General features: G+C 69.2%; 18 protein-coding genes. 5 read left to right on the top strand and 13 right to left on the bottom strand.

The window, feature by feature from the left end; all coding sequences use genetic code 11:
* A partial coding sequence (locus tag MKK63_RS18715) for an outer membrane protein (RefSeq protein ID WP_244004424.1) occupies window positions 1-558 on the bottom strand: 558 nt, incomplete at its 3' end.
* Window positions 559-1,082: 524 nt separating this feature from the next.
* Between MKK63_RS18715 and MKK63_RS18710 the strand changes: the two genes are divergently transcribed.
* Together MKK63_RS18710 and MKK63_RS18705 are read left to right on the top strand one after the other, a co-directional pair.
* Window positions 1,083-1,556: a hypothetical protein gene (locus MKK63_RS18710; protein WP_244004422.1), complete on the top strand. Its 474-nt coding sequence runs from the start codon at window positions 1,083-1,085 to the stop codon at window positions 1,554-1,556.
* Between the two features lie 196 nt (window positions 1,557-1,752).
* Window positions 1,753-2,055 carry a hypothetical protein gene (locus MKK63_RS18705; protein ID WP_244004420.1) on the top strand — a complete coding sequence of 101 codons (303 nt, stop codon included), beginning with the start codon at window positions 1,753-1,755 and terminating at the stop codon, window positions 2,053-2,055.
* A 285-nt stretch (window positions 2,056-2,340) separates the two neighbouring features.
* Here MKK63_RS18705 and MKK63_RS18700 read toward each other — a convergent pair whose 3' ends face one another.
* Together MKK63_RS18700 and MKK63_RS18695 are read right to left on the bottom strand one after the other, a co-directional pair.
* Window positions 2,341-3,678 carry a hypothetical protein gene (locus tag MKK63_RS18700; protein WP_279574745.1) on the bottom strand — a complete coding sequence of 446 codons (1,338 nt, stop codon included), beginning with the start codon at window positions 3,676-3,678 and terminating at the stop codon, window positions 2,341-2,343.
* 886 nt (window positions 3,679-4,564) lie between these two features.
* On the bottom strand, window positions 4,565-6,520 hold the full coding sequence (locus MKK63_RS18695; protein WP_409564531.1) for a YgiQ family radical SAM protein: 1,956 nt from the start codon (window positions 6,518-6,520) through the stop codon (window positions 4,565-4,567).
* Between the two features lie 361 nt (window positions 6,521-6,881).
* Between MKK63_RS18695 and MKK63_RS18690 the strand changes: the two genes are divergently transcribed.
* Window positions 6,882-7,241, top strand: a complete 360-nt coding sequence (locus MKK63_RS18690) for a hypothetical protein (protein WP_244004416.1) — start codon at window positions 6,882-6,884, stop codon at window positions 7,239-7,241.
* A 105-nt stretch (window positions 7,242-7,346) separates the two neighbouring features.
* Here the strand turns inward: MKK63_RS18690 and MKK63_RS18685 are convergent, their stop codons facing one another.
* Entirely contained in the window at window positions 7,347-8,825 is a 1,479-nt protein-coding gene (locus MKK63_RS18685; RefSeq protein ID WP_279574744.1) for an HWE histidine kinase domain-containing protein, read from the bottom strand.
* 278 nt (window positions 8,826-9,103) lie between these two features.
* Window positions 9,104-9,775, bottom strand: coding sequence for a FadR/GntR family transcriptional regulator (locus MKK63_RS18680; RefSeq protein WP_244004414.1), 672 nt, complete (start codon window positions 9,773-9,775; stop codon window positions 9,104-9,106).
* A gap of 204 nt (window positions 9,776-9,979) precedes the next feature.
* Here MKK63_RS18680 and MKK63_RS18675 point away from each other — a divergent pair, with 204 nt between their 5' ends.
* Together MKK63_RS18675 and MKK63_RS18670 are read left to right on the top strand one after the other, a co-directional pair.
* Window positions 9,980-10,672 carry a fumarylacetoacetate hydrolase family protein gene (locus MKK63_RS18675; RefSeq protein ID WP_244004412.1) on the top strand — a complete coding sequence of 231 codons (693 nt, stop codon included), beginning with the start codon at window positions 9,980-9,982 and terminating at the stop codon, window positions 10,670-10,672.
* A gap of 137 nt (window positions 10,673-10,809) precedes the next feature.
* Window positions 10,810-11,955: an alpha/beta fold hydrolase gene (locus MKK63_RS18670; protein WP_244004410.1), complete on the top strand. Its 1,146-nt coding sequence runs from the start codon at window positions 10,810-10,812 to the stop codon at window positions 11,953-11,955.
* A gap of 67 nt (window positions 11,956-12,022) precedes the next feature.
* Here MKK63_RS18670 and MKK63_RS18665 read toward each other — a convergent pair whose 3' ends face one another.
* The 8 genes from MKK63_RS18665 to MKK63_RS18630 all read right to left on the bottom strand — a co-directional run.
* Window positions 12,023-12,379, bottom strand: a complete 357-nt coding sequence (locus MKK63_RS18665; RefSeq protein ID WP_244004408.1) for a hypothetical protein — start codon at window positions 12,377-12,379, stop codon at window positions 12,023-12,025.
* 46 nt (window positions 12,380-12,425) lie between these two features.
* Window positions 12,426-13,823, bottom strand: a complete 1,398-nt coding sequence (locus tag MKK63_RS18660) for an L-serine ammonia-lyase (RefSeq protein WP_244004406.1) — start codon at window positions 13,821-13,823, stop codon at window positions 12,426-12,428.
* Window positions 13,824-14,261: 438 nt separating this feature from the next.
* Window positions 14,262-14,489 carry a hypothetical protein gene (locus MKK63_RS18655; protein ID WP_244004404.1) on the bottom strand — a complete coding sequence of 76 codons (228 nt, stop codon included), beginning with the start codon at window positions 14,487-14,489 and terminating at the stop codon, window positions 14,262-14,264.
* Window positions 14,490-14,901: 412 nt separating this feature from the next.
* Entirely contained in the window at window positions 14,902-15,510 is a 609-nt protein-coding gene (locus MKK63_RS18650) for a hypothetical protein (RefSeq protein WP_244004402.1), read from the bottom strand.
* Window positions 15,511-15,768: 258 nt separating this feature from the next.
* Complete coding sequence (locus tag MKK63_RS18645) at window positions 15,769-17,562, bottom strand: LysM peptidoglycan-binding domain-containing protein (RefSeq protein WP_244004400.1); 1,794 nt, start codon at window positions 17,560-17,562, stop codon at window positions 15,769-15,771.
* A 102-nt stretch (window positions 17,563-17,664) separates the two neighbouring features.
* On the bottom strand, window positions 17,665-18,144 hold the full coding sequence (locus MKK63_RS18640) for a YidB family protein (RefSeq protein WP_244004398.1): 480 nt from the start codon (window positions 18,142-18,144) through the stop codon (window positions 17,665-17,667).
* A gap of 169 nt (window positions 18,145-18,313) precedes the next feature.
* On the bottom strand, window positions 18,314-18,697 hold the full coding sequence (locus MKK63_RS18635; RefSeq protein WP_244004396.1) for a CsbD family protein: 384 nt from the start codon (window positions 18,695-18,697) through the stop codon (window positions 18,314-18,316).
* Between the two features lie 89 nt (window positions 18,698-18,786).
* The coding region (locus MKK63_RS18630) for a CsbD family protein (RefSeq protein WP_243999258.1) at window positions 18,787-18,927 on the bottom strand (141 nt) is incomplete at its 5' end.

Below are 18,927 nucleotides of genomic sequence, written 5' to 3'. Positions count from 1 at the left end.
GCCGCCGAACGAACGGTCGGCGCTGCCCGAGCCGTAGGCGAAGCCGCCGGTGCCGTACACGAGGGTGCGGTCGAAGGCGTAGCCGAGGCGGCCGCGCACGGTGCCGAAGTAGTCGAGGCTCGACAGGCCGCGCGGGGCGGTGCCGTAGTAGCCGGGGGCGAGCGCGCCGCGGGCGAGGCAGGGGCTGTTCGGGCTGCGGCCGAAGTCTAGGCATGGGGCGTAGTCACCGATGCGGACGTCGACGCGGTGGCCCGGGTGAAGCTGGAAGTGGAAGCCGCTCTGGGGGACGCCGGAGAAGCAGGCCTGGCGGTTGTTGCGGAAGGTGGCGAGGGTGGCGGGGGTGGCGTAGGGGAAGGGCAGGCCGAAGCTGTTGCCGGTGGAGCGGCTGGAGGCGTGGAAGGCGTAGCCGGCGTTGAGACCGAAGTAGGCGCCCGAGCAGGTGAACACGGGCACGGGGGTGAACACGGGCGGCGGGGCGGCGCGGGGCGGCAGGTCGGCGGCCGAGGCGGCGGCGGTCAGGGCGGTGAAGGCGGCGAGCGAGGCGAGAAGCTTGGTCATGGGGGTTGATCCAGTGTTTCGATCTGGTGCCAAGGCTACCGGTCTCTGATCGAATTGGCTGTAGTTTTATGGACACACCCAACCATCATGAGGCAGCGTCGCATAGTAAACCGTCCGTGAACATCCGATTGGACACGGGAATACATCGCGATGTCCGCGGCCGAGCACGCAAACAACTCAGCGGCATTAGGGTTGCGCTCGGCCGCACCGTGATCGATTGAGTGTGATCCAAATGCTACACTCCGGGTAATGCAATCCCTCGCGGAGTCGCCCCTGCGTTCTCATCGCCCATCAGCCTGGGTTGGGGCATCGCTCCGGCCGCCGTGATCGGAAGGCCGCATGGATGGGGCCTCCATCACCCGGCCAGCGAACCCCGGCGTGACGCCGCGCCCGGCGGATGACGCAAAGGCTGACCAGGCTCGGTGACCGGTTGGGCTACAAAAACGTGTCAGACACGCTTCCATTGGCTTAAGACTGCACTACGCTCTCCGCTTGCACTAATGATGCATTGGAGACTCGTAATCATGGGCCGCCTAATCTCTTTTGCCCTTCTGATCGCAGGCAGTGTCGCGATTGCCACCCCCGCCGCGGCCCTGTCCACCAAGGACTGCTCGGTGAAGTATCAAGCCGCCAAGCAGGCCGGCACACTCAACGGTCAGACCTGGAACGACTTCCGCAAGGCGTCGTGCGGCGCGGCGGCCGACGCTTCGAGCACCACGGTGCCGAACCCGGTTGCGCCGTCTGCATCCACCTCCGCGCCAGCGCCGACCACGACCGCATCGAGAACCGCTCCGGCACCGGCAGCGACCCCCGGATCGGCCGCCTACCCGCGCGCCGTCGACCCGAAATACGCCAAGGAGTCGCCGGGCAAGGCCCGGATGCACACGTGCCTGGACAGCTACAACGCGGCCAAGGCTGCGGGCACATTGGGCGACGCGCGATGGATCCAGAAGGGCGGCGGCTATTATTCGGCGTGCAACAAGCAGCTCAAGGGATAAGCCCGCACGCGGGCCTTCGCGCCTCCCGTGCGAGACGCAAGGCCGCCCTGGCCGTTGCGATCCCGCACGGGACCGATGCCCGGGAGCCCCTCGGGCCGACAGGGACGACGGGTCGGACCCGCCGGCACGCACGTCCGGTTGAACCGTGCCCCGCCCTGGCCGTTCCTGTGCTGCAACAGTCGCACGGGGAGACCGCATGGTCCGGACTACAATCACGCTCGTCGGAGCCCTCGGCATCGCTCTGGCGGGTCCGGCCGCGGCCCAGGTCGTCACCGGCGGCGCCGGCAATACGGGCGTGGCCCCGCCGGCCGGCACCGGAGGCGTGAGCCCCGGCGCCCGGGATCTGGGCCCCAGCCCGATCACCAGAGGCAACGAGGCCAATCGCAGCAATTCCCCCGTGGTTGGAACGACGCCGAACGTGAATATCGGCGGAACACCGACCAGCGGGCCGCCCGGTACCGGTGGTACGTCGGGTGGTCCCTCGCTGGACGGCCGCTAGAATGCGCCGCGCCGAACAGCAAACCGGTTCGGCGCGGCACAGAATTTCAGAACAAGGGCTGAGAGCCGCGCCCGATGGCGATGCGTTCAGGCACGGCTCACGTTGTCATTCAAGCGGGTGTCCGGCGCCCGGATGGTGTCCGCGCGCGGACCCCGGCGGGATGGGCCGCACGTCGGCGGCCCGCTCTGCTTCAGGGACACCCGGTCACCGGAGATCTTCGACCCCGTTCGCGGACCGGCGCAGAGCCATCACGCCGGATGCAGCCTGCTCGGGGTTGCGATCGTCTCAGAACTCGCCGGCCAAGCCCGCGCGGGCTCCCAGCGCGTTGTTGCCGCCATACGCGACCCCCGCCGTGACCGCGATCGGCACGCAGCAGGTGGGCAGCCGGTGCGCCACCGCCACGCCGCCCGCCCATTCACCGCGATAGGTCGCCCCGTTCGTGGCCCAGGTGGTCTTGCCCGGTGCGGAGGGCATCGGCGCCGTTGCCATGGCGATCGCCATGGCGACACCCTGTCGAGCCTCCTTGCGCGTCTGGATGGCGTAGCGCTGCATGGCGTCGGTCTTGGCCTCCAGCGTGTTCACCTGCGACTGGACCGCGTCGACCCGGCCGGCCATGCTCGCGATGCTCGCGGGTCCGTAGGCCGAAGCCGCGAGATTGCCGCTGGCGTCCGTGGTTACGAAGTTCGTCGGGCCGCTCTGAGCCGCCGCGCTCGCCGGCGAGGCGATGCCGGCCAACGTATAGGTGCTGACGGCCGTGCCGATCGCGACCTGGTTGGCCCGCGTCGTCCGGACGTTGGCACCGATGGCGGCCGCGTTCGCTTGATCGGCCCGCGCGCCGCTGCCCAGCGCGACGCTGCCGTCTCCGCCCGCCGAAGCGGTCGCGCCGACCGCCGTGGATCCCGAACCGCCTGCGCCGGCGGCAAAACCCAGGGCGGTACTCCCATCGCCGAGCGCGACCGATGCCGTACCCACCGCCGTACTGCCGAGACCCTGCGCACCGGCCCCGTAACCGAGGGCCACGCTCCCGGTCTGTGCGGCGCGGGCACCGGTCCCGACGGCGGTCGACGCCGGACCCGACGCGCTCGCGCCGGAACCGACGGCCAGCGCATCATCCCCGCCTGCGCTCGGACCGGGCAAGCGGCTGGTGTTGTTGGCCGCCACACCCGTGAGATCGGAGAACGCGGAGAGCCGGAGGTCGGTAACGACAGTCTGGCCCTGAGACTGCGTGACAGTGCCCGTCACGATATAAATGCCTTGGCCACCGCCGGTGCCGCCCGTGCCGCCAGTCCCACCTCCGGTACCACCGGTGCCGCCAGTCCCACCTCCGGTGCCGCCGGTGCCACCACCGGTGCCGCCCGTATTGGACGTCCCGAGCGTGAGGCCTGTCCCGAGCAGACCGTCACCCGGACCCGTCGTACCCACGAGCAATCCGGTGCCCAAAACACCCGTTCCGCTCGTTCCGACATTCAGGCCCGTTCCGAGCACGCCGCTGCCGGGCGCGCTGGTGCCGACCCCGAGCCCGCTCCCGAGCAGGCCCGTTCCGGAGGTGCCAACATTCAGGCCCGTTCCAAGCACGCCACTGCCGGGCGCGCTGGTGCTGACCCCGAGCCCGCTCCCGAGCAAGCCGGATCCGGACGTGCCGACCGTCAGACCCGTCCCAACGATGCCGCTGCCAGGGGTTGTAGTGCCGACGGACAAGCCGGTGCCGAGAATGCCCCCACCGGTTGTATCGAAAGCGCCCCTGAGCAGTTGCGCGTGGGCGGGAGACGCGGCAACGGCACCGAAAAGTCCAGTCGTGAGCAGAAGTGCTCTGACGTGAGCGCGTCGCCGAAAGCAGTTTACTTTGCTGTCTAGTCCCAGCATGATGTAGAATTCCCCAGACATCTGCAAATCTCTAGCGGATGCAGCTCCCGGCGCCCGCGGCCACCTGGCGGCGCCCTCGATATCAACAGCTTGTGGTTGAATAGTTGATTTCGTCTTAAGGTTGCAATGACCATCTGATACAACTGAACGCGGCTCGGGATAGTGTCGGACCCGGCGCGGCACATGGCGTTTCGATCGCCGTCCGCACGAGCCCCCACGGGGTGGGCCGCGGCATCCCCGATGCGGCGGGGACGCAGGGTCGCGAACGCGGCCTTCGTCGCTCCGACCGGGCGAAAATCAGCGTCGGTCACCGCTGAAGCTTGCGTTCGCGCGGGCTGTCCACACCCGTCGACGTTGCATCCGCCACGGCGGGCCCAACCGATGGCTCCGCCCTTGAGCCCCACGTACGTTCACTATTCGTTCTATATCTGTGCAGCAGCGTGTGCTTTGAGCCCGGATCGACGACCTGCGCATAAGCAGGCTTACCACCGTCCGGTGGTGCGCCAGGTCCCGCCTTGAAGGATGCTGGCCCACACGATCACACCGGCGTCGATCGCAGCCTTACGTCCGGCCGCGGCGGCATCACGATGGCGGCCCGCGACGGGCAGATGGTCTCGGACCATCCATCGTCAGCGGCGCGCGAGCGTCACTTGCGCAGGGGCACGCCCTTCGTGGTGAAGCTCTGGCCACCGCCCGGGCGGTACACGGGGCGGGGCTGGCCGCCCGTCCTGCCCGCGCCCGCCCCGGTTCCCGGCGGCTGCGAGAACGGCACGAGCTGGTCCGGCCGCGGTCCGATGAGATCGGCGCGGCCCATCTCGCGCAGCGCCTCGCGCAGCAGCGGCCAGTTCTCGGGGTCGTGGTAGCGCAGAAACGCCTTGTGCAGCCGCCGCTGCCGCAGCCCCTTGATCGCGTCGACCGGCTCGCTGCCGCCGCGCCGCACGCCCCGCAGGGTGTTGATCTCGGTGTGATACATCGCCGTGGCGGTCGCCATCGGCGAAGGCAGGAACGTCTGGACTTGGTCGGCGCGGTAGTTGTTCGCCTTGAGCCAGAGCGCGAGGTGCATCATGTCCTCGTCGGTCGTTCCGGGATGGGCCGCGATGAAGTATGGGATCAGGTAGTACTTCTTGCCCGCCTCCTTGGCGGCGGCGTCGAACATCTCCTTGAAGCGGTCGTAGGTGCCGATCCCCGGCTTCATCATCTTGTCGAGGGGGCCGCGCTCGGTGTGCTCGGGGGCAATCTTCAGGCGGCCGCCGACATGGTGGGTGACGAGTTCCTTGATGTATTCCGGGCTCTTGACCGCGAGGTCGTAGCGCACGCCCGAGGCGACCATCACCTTCTTGATCCCCTTCACCTCCCGGACCTTGCGGTAGAGCCGGATCAGGTCGTCGTGCGAGGTGTTCAGGTTCGGGCAGATGTCCGGGAAGACGCAGGAGGGCAGACGGCAAGCCGCCTCGATCTTCGGGTCCTTGCAGGCCATTCGGTACATGTTGGCGGTCGGCCCGCCGACATCCGAGATCACGCCGGTGAAGCCCGGCGTCTTATCGCGGATCAGCTCGATCTCGCGCAGGATCGAGTCCTCCGAGCGGTTCTGGATGACGCGGCCCTCGTGCTCGGTGATCGAGCAGAAGGTGCAGCCGCCGAAGCAGCCGCGCATGATCGTCACCGAGAACTTGATCATATCCCAGGCGGGAATCTTCGCATCGCCGTAGGACGGATGGGGAGCGCGGGCGTAGGGCAGGTCGTAGACCGCATCCATCTCGTCGCTGGTCAGCGGGATCGGCGGCGGGTTGAGCCACAGGTCGCGGTCGCCGTGACGCTGGACCAGCGGGCGCGCATTGCCGGGATTGGCCTCCCGGTGCAGCACGCGCGAGGCGCGGGCATAGGCCTCCTTGTCGTCCTTGACCTGTTCGTAGGCGGGCAGCCGGATCACGGTCGCGCCGGGCCGGCGGGTGGCGGCCTCGTCCGCGGAATCGAGGTCGTCGGCGGGCAATTCCGTGTAGTGGCCGGGCACGCGGCGGAACAGCGCGACGCCCCGGATCGAATCGAGCTGGTGCGGCGCCTCGCCGGCCGCGAGCCGGTTCGCGACCTCGACCACGGCGCGCTCGGCATTGCCGTAGACGAGCAGATCCGCCTTCGCATCCGCCAGGATCGAGCGGCGCACCTTGTCGGACCAGTAGTCGTAATGCGCGATCCGGCGCAGCGACGCCTCGATGCCGCCGAGCACGATCGGCACGTCCTTGAAGGCCTCGCGGCAGCGCTGGGTGTAGACGATGGTGCAGCGGTCCGGGCGCCGGCCGCCTTCGCCACCGGCCGTGTAGGCATCGTCGTGGCGCAGCCGCCGGTCCGCCGTGTAGCGGTTCACCATCGAATCGAGGTTGCCGCCGGTGACGCCGAAGAACAGGTTCGGCTTGCCGAGCGCCTTGAACGGCTCGGCCGACTGCCAGTCGGGCTGGGCGATGATGCCGACCCGGAATCCCTGCGCTTCGAGCAGCCGGCCGATGATCGCCATGCCGAAGCTCGGATGATCGACATAGGCGTCACCCGTCACCAGCACGATGTCGCAGGACTCCCACCCGAGCGCCGCCATCTCGGCGCGGCTCATCGGCAGGAACGGCGCGGCCTGTCCGGTCGGCGGCTTGCGGGTGAACGGAGCCAGGGCGTGTATGGCGGGCAGTTGGAGGTCCATGGGGCCTATGCATAGGCTCCCAAGACCGAGAGCTCAACGCGTGGTTACGGCCCAGGAGCCGCGCCTCCGAAACGGCCGAGTCTTGCCGCTTGGGGCGAGATCGGAACGATCGCGAGGCCTGAACAACCCCAAATCCTGTTCGGCGCAGGCAAGATTTTGGCCGTGTCGTATGTCACCGCGCTTTCGAACAGGCGGTCTATGATCTCACGCGGTTCGGCAGGCTGACGTGCATTTCAGATCTGCCAGATGTCGACGCACAGGCAGACGGTGTACGACCATGAAGATGCTGCTCGCAGTCGCCATGGTGTTCGGATCGACTGTCAGTGCGCCGGCGGGCGAGGCCTACGGGGATTATCGTGACTACTTTGAGGCGAAGCCCGCAACGATAAAGCGCGCGCCGCGCAGCGCGAGCGAGACGACGGACCCCGTCGACAGGCGCGGCCAGACCGAAGGCGACCGCGTCGAGATGTATCGCTATGGCGATGATGGCATCGGTAGGACACCGGACTTAAGGCCTCGCAGCTGGGACGGCGGGTACGTTCCCGTGCGTCCGCGCAGTGCGTCTACGGACGGCTTCTGGAGCCCGATCGACCAGTCCCACGAGGGCTCGGAAGTGCACCGGCCGCGGTATCGGTGATGCCGCACGGCTGAACCGGTATCCACTTCGGCAAAGCGCGCTCTGAGCAGGTTTCGCAGAAGTGGCCGCCGATTTTGCTACGAAGCCTGCGACCGGCCAAGACCCTTAACCCTGAGGGGGTCCGGCCAGGTCCGGCAGAGGAGCCTCGACCGTGCAGACCAAGCCGCGCGGCCGGTAGTCGATTTCGGCCGTTCCGTCGAGTTCGGCGGCCAGGGCCCGCTCGATCATCCGCGAGCCGAACCCCTTGCGCTGCGGCGGGGCGACCGGGGGGCCGCCGAGTTCCTCCCAGCGCACCCACAGGCGCTCGGGCCGCGCGCCGTCCACGACATCCCAGTTGAGGATCACCCGGCCCGCGCCGCTCGACAGGGCGCCGTACTTGACCGCGTTGGTCGCCAGTTCGTGCAGCGCCATCACGAAGGCCAGGGCCTGTCGGGGCGACAGCTTCACGTGCGGACCGCCGACCTTGAACCGTCTGCCATCCCTCTGGCGGAACGGTTGCAGCGCCCTCTCGGCGATCTCCGCGAGGGTCGCCCCATCCCAGCTCTCGCGAGTCAGCACGTCGTGGGCGGTCGACAGCGACTGCAGCCGAGCGTCCAAGGTCGCCCGCGCGTCGGCCAGCGACGCGGCATTGCCGAGGGTCTGGTGGGCGATGGACTGCATCGTCGCCATCGAGTTCTTGACCCGGTGGTTCAGCTCGGCGGCCAGAAGGGCGCGGAACTCTTCGGTGCGTTTGCGTTCCGTGACGTCGATCGACACCCCCGCCATGCTCAACGGTTGGCCGTCCACGTCGTAGAAGGTCTGCCCGCGGATCTGCAGCCAGCGCGCCTCACCCTTCGGTGTATGGACGCGATACTCGATGTCGTAGTCGGTGCGGTCGCGGATCGAGGCCTGCACGGCCGCCTGCATGCGGCACCGGTCCTCCGGCAGGATGCTCGCGACCAACTCCGCGTAGCCGAACGGTTCGTGCACATCCCGGCCGAAATTCTCCTTGCAGACGTCGGAGGCGACCAGCCGCATGTCGGCCAGGTCCAGCGTCCACGAGCCGAAGCGGCCCGCCTTCATGATGAAGCGCATGCGATCCTCGCTGCGCGTCAGGGCGAGGGTGCGGCGCTCGACCTCCTGCTCCAGGGCATCCCGATCGCGCTGGACGCGGACCAGCTTCTCCCGTTCGAGGGTCACATCGCATTGCGAGGCGAAGAAAAAAGTGAGTTCGCCGTCGCGATCGAAGACCGGGGAAATCAGCAGCCGGTTCCAGAACGTTTCGCCATTCTTCTTGTAGTTCAGCAGATCGAGCTCGATCGCCACCCGACGTGCGATGGCCTCGCGCAGCCTGTCGATGTCCTCGCGTCGCGTCTCGAGCCCCTGCAGGAAACGACAATTCCGCCCAATCACCTCGTCACGGGCGTATCCGGTCAGATTGTAGAATGCGTCGTTGACGAAGACGATCGGATTATCGGGCTTGTGAGGGTCGGTGATCAGCATCGGCATCCGCGTCGCCCGCACAGCAGCGGCGAACGGATCTTGGCTGGCGTCGCTGCGGCCGATCTCAGCGTCGATGCGGCTTTGTTCGAACCTATCCGGCAAGGCAATGCCGCCTTTCCTGCGACGGTCTTCGCCGACCGAAACTGATCGACGGGACGCAATTCCTTACCTATATTAGCATGTGGTGCCCAGAAGTTTACGCGCGTCACATCTCAGACTGCCCCCCCTTTAGTACACGGCGCTTGGTGCAGCCGAACGCCCGCTTTCAGGCAGCGCCGCGTGTGGCACCGGTGTGCGGCACGGATCGCAACCGGTCCGTCCGCGCCCCTTCGCCCTCCGGCCGAGCCGAATTCCGGCGACACCTCGGATCGTCGGCAGGATCAGGCCGGTGCCATCGCGGCGTGAACCGCCGTGACGTGAGCGGCCATCTCGCGCCGGGCCGCGGCTGGATCCCGCGCGGCGATCGCGGCCACGATCCGGTCGTGCTCGGCGAAGGATGGGTGATCGGCCGGCGGCCCCTCCTCAGCGGCACGCGGACGATCCCAGGTCATCACGCGCCGGATGGCGGCGAGGTGATCGTACAGGAACAGGAGCAGCGGGTTCCCGGCGGCGAGCGCGATCACCCGGTGGAGGCGCGCGTCCTCAAGCTCGTAGCCGCGCCATGTCTGCCCGGCACCGCAGCTCGCGCGGAGCGCCCGGCGGAGCGCGTCGCGTTGGGAGGGCGCGGCGTGCAGGGCGGCGAGGGCCGCCAGCTCGGGCTCCACCGCCAAGCGCGCCTGGACGAGGTCGGGGGGCGTCGCGCGGGTCGCCAGCGCCGCCACCTCATCGATCGCCGCCAGGGGGCGCGATCCCAGGAAGGTGCCTCTACCGACATGGCGCCAGAGCTGACCGTCGGCTTCCATCACCGACAGCGCCTTGCGCAATTCCCCCCGCGATGTCCCGAGCGCCTCGGCGAGAACCCGCTCGGGCGGCAGCCGGCCGTCGGCTGGCAGCCGCGTCTTCGCGAGATAGGCCTGCAGGAGCGTCAGAACCGGGGCGGCGTCGGGATCCATGCTGTCCCGTCTAGAGCCGGGCCAGATCGCGTTGCAAGCGGGCATGGCTCTAAGCCTTTGTTTCGACGCGCTCTCTTGCGCCGAACCGGTATCCTTCCGGGAGAGATTGCCGCAGCGGCCTGGGCCGTCAGCGGTGTATCGATGACCTTGACGCCCCTCGCTTCCGCTTCTAACCAATATGCAGGATTGGTTAGAGAGCCCACGATGCGCTACGTGATCGAGCCGCCCGCATTCGCGACCATCCCCGTGGAGGGCGAGGCCGCCGCCTTCCCGGTGCGGCGGGTCTGGTGCGTCGGTCGCAACTACGCCGCGCATGCCCGGGAGATGGGCCACGACCCCGACCGGGAGCCGCCGTTCTTCTTCGCCAAGCCGGCCAACGCGGTCGTCGCCGGCGGCGGCGAACTGCCGTTCCCGGACCAGACCGACGATCTCCACCACGAGGTCGAGTTGGTGGCGGCGCTCGGTCGGGGCGGCGCGAATATCGACGCCGCGGAGGCCCTGGAGCTCGTCTACGGCTACGCCGTCGGCTTCGACATGACGCTGCGCGACGTCCAGGCCGAGGCGAAGAAGCTCGGGCGGCCCTGGGACCTGTCGAAGGGTTTCGACCGCTCCTGCCCGATCAGCCCGATCGTCCCGGCCGCGCGCATCGGCCATCCGGCCACGGGCCGGATCGCGGTCGCCGTCAACGGCGAGGAGCGCCAGAGCGGCGATCTCAACCAGATGATCTGGTCGGTCGCGGAGGCACTGGCCTGCCTGTCGCGGGCGGTCGAGCTTCTGCCCGGCGACCTGCTGATGACCGGCACCCCCGCCGGGGTGAGTGCGGTCAGGCCCGGGGATGTCCTGCACGGCACCTGTGACGGGGTCGGCGAGATCCGGGTCGCCTACCGGGCTCGGTGATCTGCCCAAGACCTGTGCCAAAACGTTCGGCACGCGGGTCGCGGCGACAGGAGCGCTCTGCGCCGAGGGGGGCACCGGCTCGGCGTGAGAGAACGCCCATCAAGGGCTTAGAGCCGCCAGGGAAGCGAGTTGGAGCCATGACGACCACAGCCTCGGCCGGCCGGACCGGTCTTACGCGGACAATCCTCGCCGCCTGGGCGATCGCATTCGCGTCCGGCGCGGCGGGCGACCCGGCCCCCTATCCGAACCAGCACGAGGCGGATCTCGTCGTCGCGGGCTTCAAGCTGGAGAGCGGCGCCGTCCTGCCGGAGGCGCGGCTGCACTACACGACACTCGGAAGCCCCCACCGCGACGCGAACGGGGACATCGACAACGCTGTGTTGGTGCTCCACGGCACGACCGGCACCGGCAAGCAGTTCCTCGCCCCGACGATGGGTCCGGAGCTGTTCGCGCCGGGCGCACCGCTCGACGCGGCGCAGTACTTCGTCGTCCTGACCGACGGGCTCGGCCGCGGCGGCTCATCGAAACCCTCCGACGGCCTGCGCGGGCGATTTCCCCGCTACGGCTACGGCGATGTGGTCGAAGGGCAGTACCGCGTCGTCACCGAGGGGCTCGGGATCCGGCACTTGCGGGCGGTGATCGGCACCTCGATGGGCGGTATGCAGGCCTGGATGTGGGGCGAGCGCCACTCCGGCATGATGGACGGCCTCGTGGCGGTGGCCAGCCAGCCGATCCCGGTGAGCGGGCGCAACGCGCTGTGGCGGCGCCTGGTGATCGAGGCCATCCGCTCGGACCCGGACTACAAGGGCGGAGATTACGAGACGCAACCGACGCAGTTCACCAAGGTGCTGCCGATCTTCAACATCATGACCGAGAGCGTGCTCAGCCAGCAACAGGCGGCGCCAACCAACGCCGACGCGGTGACGCTCTACGGCCGGCTCGCCGCCAATTACGCGGGCAAGGTCGACGCCAACGACTGGCTGTACTGGTTCGATTCGTCGTTCGACTACGATCCGTTGCCCCGGCTCGGGGAGATCAAGGCGAAGCTCCTGGCGATCAACTTCGCCGACGATGCGCTCAATCCGATCGAGCTCGGCGTGATGGATCCGGCGATCCGGCGGATCCCCGGGGCGCAGTTCGTCCTGGTCCCGGCCTCCGCCGAGACGCATGGCCACCAGTCGCTGCGCTACGCCACGCTGTGGCGGCCCTATCTCGCGGCGTTCATGGCCGCGCTGGGACCGTCGGGTCCGGTGGCGGAGCACGCGGCTCCGGCTGGCCGGTGATGCGGCACGACCGAGGATCTCCGCCACGCCGCGCGTGAGGATCCAGCCGGTCTGGCGGCGTTCGCCCTCACGCGCAGGGCTGCAGGCGGAAGGTCGGGGATCGGCTCGGCCGGGTGGCGAAGGACCCGACCGGCAGCACCGGGGCGTCGTCGTCGAGGACGAGGTCGTTGTCCCGCAGCAAGCGCGCCAGGACCAACACGTCGCGCATCGCCTGCGGGCCGGCCGCTATGACGACGTGGCGGCCGGGCATGGGCATCACGACCACGCCTTGGGCGCGGCACCGGGGCGGAAAAGCGGCGTAGGCGTTGCGGCGCAGGCCGGCCAGGACCCCGAGGGCCCCTACGCGGTCCGGTGCCAGCGGCGGCATGGGCGGGATGAAGGCGGCTGGTCCGCCCCTGTCGCGCGCCGCGGTTAGGGTCTCCATCGGATTGTCCTCATCGTGGGCGGCCGTCGCCGTTCGGCGCACGCCGTCAACATTCCGGAAGATTGACCGCGAGGCCGCCGGTCGAGGTTTCCTTGTACCGGACGCTCATGTCGCGCCCCGTCTGCTTCATCGCCTCGATGCAGTTGTCGAGCGGCATGATGTGGCTGCCGTCGCCGCGCAGCGCCAGCGACGCGGCGGCGACGGCCTTGATCGCCCCGAGGCCGTTGCGCTCGATGCACGGAACCTGCACCAGCCCGCGGATCGGGTCGCAGGTGAGACCGAGGTGATGCTCCAGGGCGATCTCGGCGGCGTTCTCGACCTGCGCGTTGCTGCCGCCAAGCGCGGCGCAGAAACCGGCGGCCGCCATCGCGGCGGCCGACCCGACCTCGCCCTGGCACCCGACTTCGGCACCGGAGATCGAGGCGTTGGTCTTGATCAGGCCGCCGATCGCCGCAGCCACCAGCAGGAAATCGCGGATCCCGGTCTGGTCCGCGCCGATGCAGTGGTCGCGGTAGTAGCGCATCACCGCGGGGACGACCCCGGCGGCGCCGTTCGTCGGCGCGGTCACGACCTGTCCACCGCCGGCATTCTCCTCATTGATCGCCATCGCGTAGACCGACAGCCAGTCGTTGGCGACGTGCGGCTGTACGCGGTTGGTGCCCCGCTCCGACAGCAGCGCCTGATGAATGCGCCGGGCGCGGCGGCGGACATTCAGGCCGCCCGGCAGGGTCCCGTCGGTGGCCAGACCGCGATCGATGCACGCGTCCATGACGGCCCAGATCCGATCGAGGCCGTCGTCGAGATCGGCGTCGCTGCGGCTGACCGTTTCGTTCGCCCGCTTCATGGCCGCGATGCTGCGGTCCGACGCCGCGCCCATCGCGAGCATCTCGGCGGCGCTTCCGAACGGATAGGGGCGCAGCACGGAGGCATCGACGGCCTTGATGTCGCCCCCGGCCAGTTCCCCCGCGGTCAGAACGAAGCCGCCGCCGATCGAATAATAGGTCTCCGTCAGGTACGGGGCGCCGTCCTGGCCGAAGGCGCGGAAGATCAGGCCGTTGGCGTGGCCCGGCAGGGGCGGACCGTAATCGAACACGACCCCCTGCCCGGCCGCGAACGCGATCGGGGGAAGGCCCGGGGCGTCGATCCGACCTGTGGCGCGCAGCGCTGCCTCGCGGCGGGCGGCCTCGTCGGGATCGTGCGTATCCGGCCGCAACCCGAGGAGGCCAAGGATGACCGCCCGATCCGTGGCGTGCCCCTGCCCGGTGAAGGCGAGACTGCCGTGCAGGACGACCTCGATGCGGAGCGAAGCCGGCATGTCGGCCGAGCGGCGGCTGCGCTCGCGGAGCGCATCGAGGAAGCGGGCGGATGCGAGCATCGGTCCCATCGTGTGTGAGCTCGACGGCCCGATGCCGATCTTGAAGATGTCGAAGATGCTCAGGAACATCGGGACCTCACATTTGCCGTCGCCGGGCGCTGCGCAGCCCGCCGATGCGCCCTGGTAGCGGAGACGATACCCGGCGCGCCACATCTGCCGCAGCTGGCAGGGCCGATCCGGTCTCGCCCGGCAGGCCCGATCGACCGCAAAGCCGGATCCGTGCCACGGCCAGGCCTGTCCCTCCCCCCGGATCGCGATGCGGCAGGCCAAGATCGGCGGCCGGGGTCTCGCGCGGTCGAGGAAGTCTGTTTGAACTTGGTACGGCGCTGCTTCGGGTCCAGCGGCAGGCTCACGCGGTGATACGCTCACGGCCGCATCGGCCGTGCCGGCGTGGAGCGTCCCCTAGTGCATCGATCCAGACGGAGGCGTCAGCCGAGTCTGGAAAAATTGATGCAAAACCAAAGAACTCGTGCTCACTCGCGTGAACGAAGTGAATGCGTCAGAGCACTAGCGGCGTGGCGTCTGGGCCGGCTCAGCGCCGAGGCGCCGCATGCAGGCGTGGTAGAGTTCGGCCCCAAGTCCGTAAGGCGAGAGGCCCTTCGGGTTCGGGGCCGTGAAGACGTGATTGCGTGCCTCGTCGCGGCACCTGGCGTCCTCGGGGCCCTTGATCGGCGGGTTCCGTGCGAAGGCCGGCGACAGCACGCCCGCCAGCAGGACGGCCGCTGCGAGGAGCATTGGAAGCGCCCTCACTGGCCGCACCCGGCTTGGCAGGCCTCGACCGCACAGCCAGCGAGGTAGATCATCGTTCCCTTCATCGTCATGTCTTGGGAGGCAGGTCTTGGGAGGCGTGTCTTGGGAGGCGTGTCTTGCGGATGAGCACGGTAGAGCAGTGGACGCCCTATGATCCGGCGAGCAGACCCGCAGACTGGATCACGACTGTGACAAGCATGCAGACCGCGGCCACAGCCACCGCATACGACACGATTTTCATGGCCATCTTCATGGCAGGGCTCCCGGCGCTGTAGGCCTCCCCTGGTCGGAGGCCGCATGGAGAGGGTGGGCCATGGTCCACGATCCGAGGGCAGGGATGCGCGGTTGGCCGTCGTGAACGGTCCCGCCTCCGGCTCGGAGGCGGGTCGTTGTTTGGTCAGCGCGCAGGCTGCGGAATCAGGTTCCTGGCCTCCTGGACCGCGTCGCGGCAGGACTGATCGCCCTTGGCGTTGAGATCCGTCGCGCGCTGCAGCGCGGTCTTGGCCTGCGAGATCTTGTCCTCCGTGGAGAGGCTCGCGGAGGCCGAGGGGGCATCGCCCTGTTGCGCCTTCGCGGCGGCGGTCGGCTTGTTCTCGGATTGCGCCCGAACGTCTGCCGGTGAGGTCGCGACTCGGCCGCTCGCCACGGCGTCGGCCTGGGCGGTGCCGGTCGCAGCGGCGACGGGCCCCGCCACGCCACCGACCGTCCCCGGCGAGGCGCCAGCTTCGCGGCGCGCGCGGTCACCCGCCTTGTCGCCGGCCTTCGACGCGGTCCCCGTCGTGTCGGCCGATTGCGCGTCGGAACCCGCGTTCGGCCCCTTCCGCTGTCCTGCATCCGGCTGGGAGACGGGCGCCCCCATTCCGACCTGAGTCCCGAGTTCCCGCTTCAGCTTGGCGATGTCGTCCGTGCACAGACCGCCTTCCTGAGCAGTGGCCACCGTGGTGGCGAGGCCGAAGGCGGCCAGGGCGGCCGCACCGCACATCATCTTCAGACGCAAAGACTTCATCCTTCTATGTTGGCGGCCATAGAACAGTGTTACGGAATTTTTGTTCATGTATCAGTGGTTATAATTGCATGCGAGCGACAACTTGCCACTGTTCATGGATGAAATACAATTATGATCCGTTATTCATCGTACGCTGGAATCGACCGACGGTCGGCAGCCTGATGAACCCCGCGACGAACGCATGGTTTTTCCCGCACCGGTGGCTTGCGGAACCCACGTACGGTGCAGCCCGCAATGCAAGCTCGCGGTCCGTTGGCCTCAACGGGGCTGCGTATCCGCGCCGCCTTTTCCATCGTGCTCCGGCGGCAGAACGAAGACCTGTCCGGGATAGATCAGATCGGGATCTTGGATCTGCTTGTGGTTGGCGTCGAAGATCAGGGTGTAGCGCACGCCCTCGCCGTAGGCGCGGCGGCTGATCCGCCAGAGGCTGTCGCCGCGCTCGATGCGGACGGTCCCGATCCTGGGGACGTCGATCGCGGAGGTGCTGCCGGTCCCGGACGGACCGTTGGCGGCAAGGCTGCCGGTCGTCGGGGGCCGAACCTGGTCAGCCGGGTGTGCACTGGGCGGGATCGCATCCCCCGAAGTCCGCTGCTCCGCGATGCCCGGTCCGGCGGCCTGATAGGCCGAGCCATGCTGTGCGGCGGCGTATTCCACTCCCCTATCGTGGCCGGGACCTGGAGCCTTGAACGGGACCTCTGCCCGGTCGCGGACCTTGCCCGTCGCGGGATCGACCCAGTCGAGCCGCACCCTGTAGTCTCCCGGCTTTACACCCTGGCCGATGGCGAACGTCACTGTTCCGTCGCGTCCCACCGTAGCCGGGGCGATCAGCGTGCCGCTCAAGTAGAGCCGCAGGTGGGCCCCGGGGGCTCCGCGCGCCGTGACGAGCAGCTTCCCGCCGTCCTGGGCATCGATGCTCGCCACCGTTGGCGGAGTTGCCGCCCTGTCGGCGGAGGCCTCCGCCCGGTGCGGGTCTTGCGGGGGATGAGCGGGATCGGACGCCCTCTGGCCGTCCGCCCTGCCCGTTCCGGCCCGCGACGTGTCGATGTCGGAGCCACGCGGAGCAGGCGTGAGTGTCGATGCGTCCCGATGCATCGCGGGCGGGTTCTGCTTCGCCGTCGCCTCCCCCTCGGCCCGGAGCGCCTGCCGCCCCGCCGCGATGGCGGGAATCGGGCCGGTCGCGACTGAGCCCTCCGATCGCGAGAGGACCCTCGTCGGCTTGTCGGGTTCCATCAGGGCGACGAGCGGCTTCACATCACGGGATGGCGCGACCAGAACGGCGATGCGCGCCGCGGAGCGCTGCGTGTCGCCCCGCGAATGCATTGCCCGCAGCGCGATCTCGCTGCTGCCGGTTGGGAGGGGCGGCGGCAGAATCGTGAACTGTCCGCCGGCATCGGCGCGTACCTGGGCCACCGGCTTGCCGTCGACGAGCAACGCGACGGCGGCGTTCGGTGCGGCCCGACCGGCAATCACCGCCTCGCCGTTCGGCTCGACGCGGACGACGTCGAAGTCCGGCACGGCCGAAGCGGGCATGGGCGCAGACGGGAGGCCGGCCGGCGTGCCCGGCCCGGTCGTCCGGACAGACCCGGCCGGCATGTCGGCCGCCGAAGCCGGCGCGCGGGCGGACCCCGCCGCCGGGGGCGACAGGGCGGCCAGCGGTTTCGCAGCATCGGAGGGTATGGCTGAACCGGCGTCGAGCAGCGCATCACGGCGCTCGTAGACGAGGCCGGCCAACCCCGTCAGGAGCAGCAACACGGCAACGAGCCCGGCGGTCAGGCCGCGGCCGCCCGTCATCCGGACAGCGGATGACGGAGCGGCGGCAGCTTTCGTCAACACGGCTTCGGTCGCAATGCGTTTGGAGCCGTGCCCGATCGCGTTGCGGTCAAGCACGGCTCCAAACCTATGTCGCGGCCCGCGCAGGCGCGCCGAAGCGGTGTCTGCCCCGGCGGAGAGCGCTCGACGCGGCCGCCGGGAGAGCAATGCGGTGATGACCCCGAGACCGGCGAGCGCGGCGATGAACGCGGTGACGAGGATGCGACGCAGGGCGGCCATCATGACGTGTCGATTCCCCTACGTCGTGACAGCGGCCGACGGATGCCGGCCCACGTCGGATGCCCGGTCGCCCGGAGGCGCGACCGGGGTCTTCAGGCTCGATGGTCAGGCGAGGCGACGCCCGTCGGTCGCGTAGCGGTCGATGGCCGAGGGCAGCTCCCGCGACAGGCGCGCGAGGAGGTCGGAGCGGCTCAAGCCGGTCTGCTGCGTGAGATGGTCCAGGGTCTGCGGGCCGATGGCGCGCTCCAGATCCGCCTCGGCGATGGCGTGGTTGTCACCCTGGTTGATCCAAGAGTTCGCCGCCACGCCGTGGCCGCCCTTGGTGAAGTGGTCGACGAGCTCGGCCAGCCCGCTGGCGATCAAGCCGCCGACCCCGGCCGAGCTGACGCCGCCCAACACCTGCTGCAGGTTGGACGGGATCGTCGATCCGGTCGCCGGCGACGTCCGACCCACCGGCGGAACGAGCGTGCCGTGGGCGTCCTTGGCGGGGGTGCCGAGCCACTCCGAGATCTTGTCCCGGTTCTGATAGCCCGCCACCGCAAGCAGGCCCAGGAGGGCCGTCATCGAAGGATATCCTTTGCTCATAGCGCGTCCTTTCCGTGATGGGTCGGCAGGGTCTTCTAACCGTCGATGGTCAGTAGCCCCGGCGCGGCGGCGTGGCTGCCCGGCCGGTGATGCGGCGCGTGACGAACGCGATCAGCCGCGGAAGGACGAGAGCGGTGAGAAGCTTGCGGATCATCGGGATCTCCGGAGGTCAGCGGGAAGAACGGGCGAGCCAGCCCAGCGCGACGGCCACGCCCACGAAGGCGAGCAGCGTCGTCGTGCGGTTGGCGTCGGCATACCGGACGGCGCGGCGGCCGTGGGTCGTCACCCGGTGGCGCGCCGCCTCGGCATAGTGCCGGCCGTCGTCGATGAGAGAGTCGGCCCGCTCCCGCACTTCGTGGGCGAGATGGCGGCCATCCTCGGCGAAATCCTCCGCCTGGTCCCTGGCACGGCCGTAGGCGTACTGGGCGCCGCCAGCCACCTGATTGACGGCTCCGCGCACCTGGCGGGCCGGGTCGCCGGCGAGGCCGCCGATGGCGGTCTGCGCGCGACCTTTGAGGTGACGGGACGCGCCACGAATCTGGTCGCGGTTCATATCGGTCTCCTGCATTGGATTGAACGGGCCCCGCATGGGGGCAAGAGACGGCGCTGGCCGGGCCAGCGCCGCGACGGGTCAGTGAACGGTCAATGCTTGCCGGTGATCTTGTCGGCGAGGGACTTGGCGCCGTCCTTGACGTCGCCGGCGGTCTTCTGCGCCTCGCCCTTCAGCTCCTGCACCTTGCCCTCGGCCACCAGCTTGTCGTTGCCGGTCACCTGGCCGGCCGC

Source organism: Methylobacterium sp. J-088, from assembly GCF_022829295.1.
In the GTDB taxonomy this organism is placed as follows: domain Bacteria; phylum Pseudomonadota; class Alphaproteobacteria; order Rhizobiales; family Beijerinckiaceae; genus Methylobacterium.
This window is presented reverse-complemented; position numbering and strand designations above follow the sequence as displayed.

Coding starts and splice junctions, on each gene's coding strand:
- MKK63_RS18710 (WP_244004422.1), top strand. CDS start 1,083: ATGGGCCGCCTAATCTCTTTTGCCCTTCTGATCGCAGGCAGTGTCGCG.
- MKK63_RS18705 (WP_244004420.1), top strand. CDS start 1,753: ATGGTCCGGACTACAATCACGCTCGTCGGAGCCCTCGGCATCGCTCTG.
- MKK63_RS18695 (WP_409564531.1), bottom strand. CDS start 6,520: ATGAGCCGCGCCGAGATGGCGGCGCTCGGGTGGGAGTCCTGCGACATC.
- MKK63_RS18690 (WP_244004416.1), top strand. CDS start 6,882: ATGAAGATGCTGCTCGCAGTCGCCATGGTGTTCGGATCGACTGTCAGT.
- MKK63_RS18680 (WP_244004414.1), bottom strand. CDS start 9,775: ATGGATCCCGACGCCGCCCCGGTTCTGACGCTCCTGCAGGCCTATCTC.
- MKK63_RS18675 (WP_244004412.1), top strand. CDS start 9,980: ATGCGCTACGTGATCGAGCCGCCCGCATTCGCGACCATCCCCGTGGAG.
- MKK63_RS18670 (WP_244004410.1), top strand. CDS start 10,810: ATGACGACCACAGCCTCGGCCGGCCGGACCGGTCTTACGCGGACAATC.
- MKK63_RS18665 (WP_244004408.1), bottom strand. CDS start 12,379: ATGGAGACCCTAACCGCGGCGCGCGACAGGGGCGGACCAGCCGCCTTC.
- MKK63_RS18660 (WP_244004406.1), bottom strand. CDS start 13,823: ATGTTCCTGAGCATCTTCGACATCTTCAAGATCGGCATCGGGCCGTCG.
- MKK63_RS18655 (WP_244004404.1), bottom strand. CDS start 14,489: ATGCTCCTCGCAGCGGCCGTCCTGCTGGCGGGCGTGCTGTCGCCGGCC.
- MKK63_RS18650 (WP_244004402.1), bottom strand. CDS start 15,510: ATGAAGTCTTTGCGTCTGAAGATGATGTGCGGTGCGGCCGCCCTGGCC.
- MKK63_RS18645 (WP_244004400.1), bottom strand. CDS start 17,562: ATGATGGCCGCCCTGCGTCGCATCCTCGTCACCGCGTTCATCGCCGCG.
- MKK63_RS18640 (WP_244004398.1), bottom strand. CDS start 18,144: ATGAGCAAAGGATATCCTTCGATGACGGCCCTCCTGGGCCTGCTTGCG.
- MKK63_RS18635 (WP_244004396.1), bottom strand. CDS start 18,697: ATGAACCGCGACCAGATTCGTGGCGCGTCCCGTCACCTCAAAGGTCGC.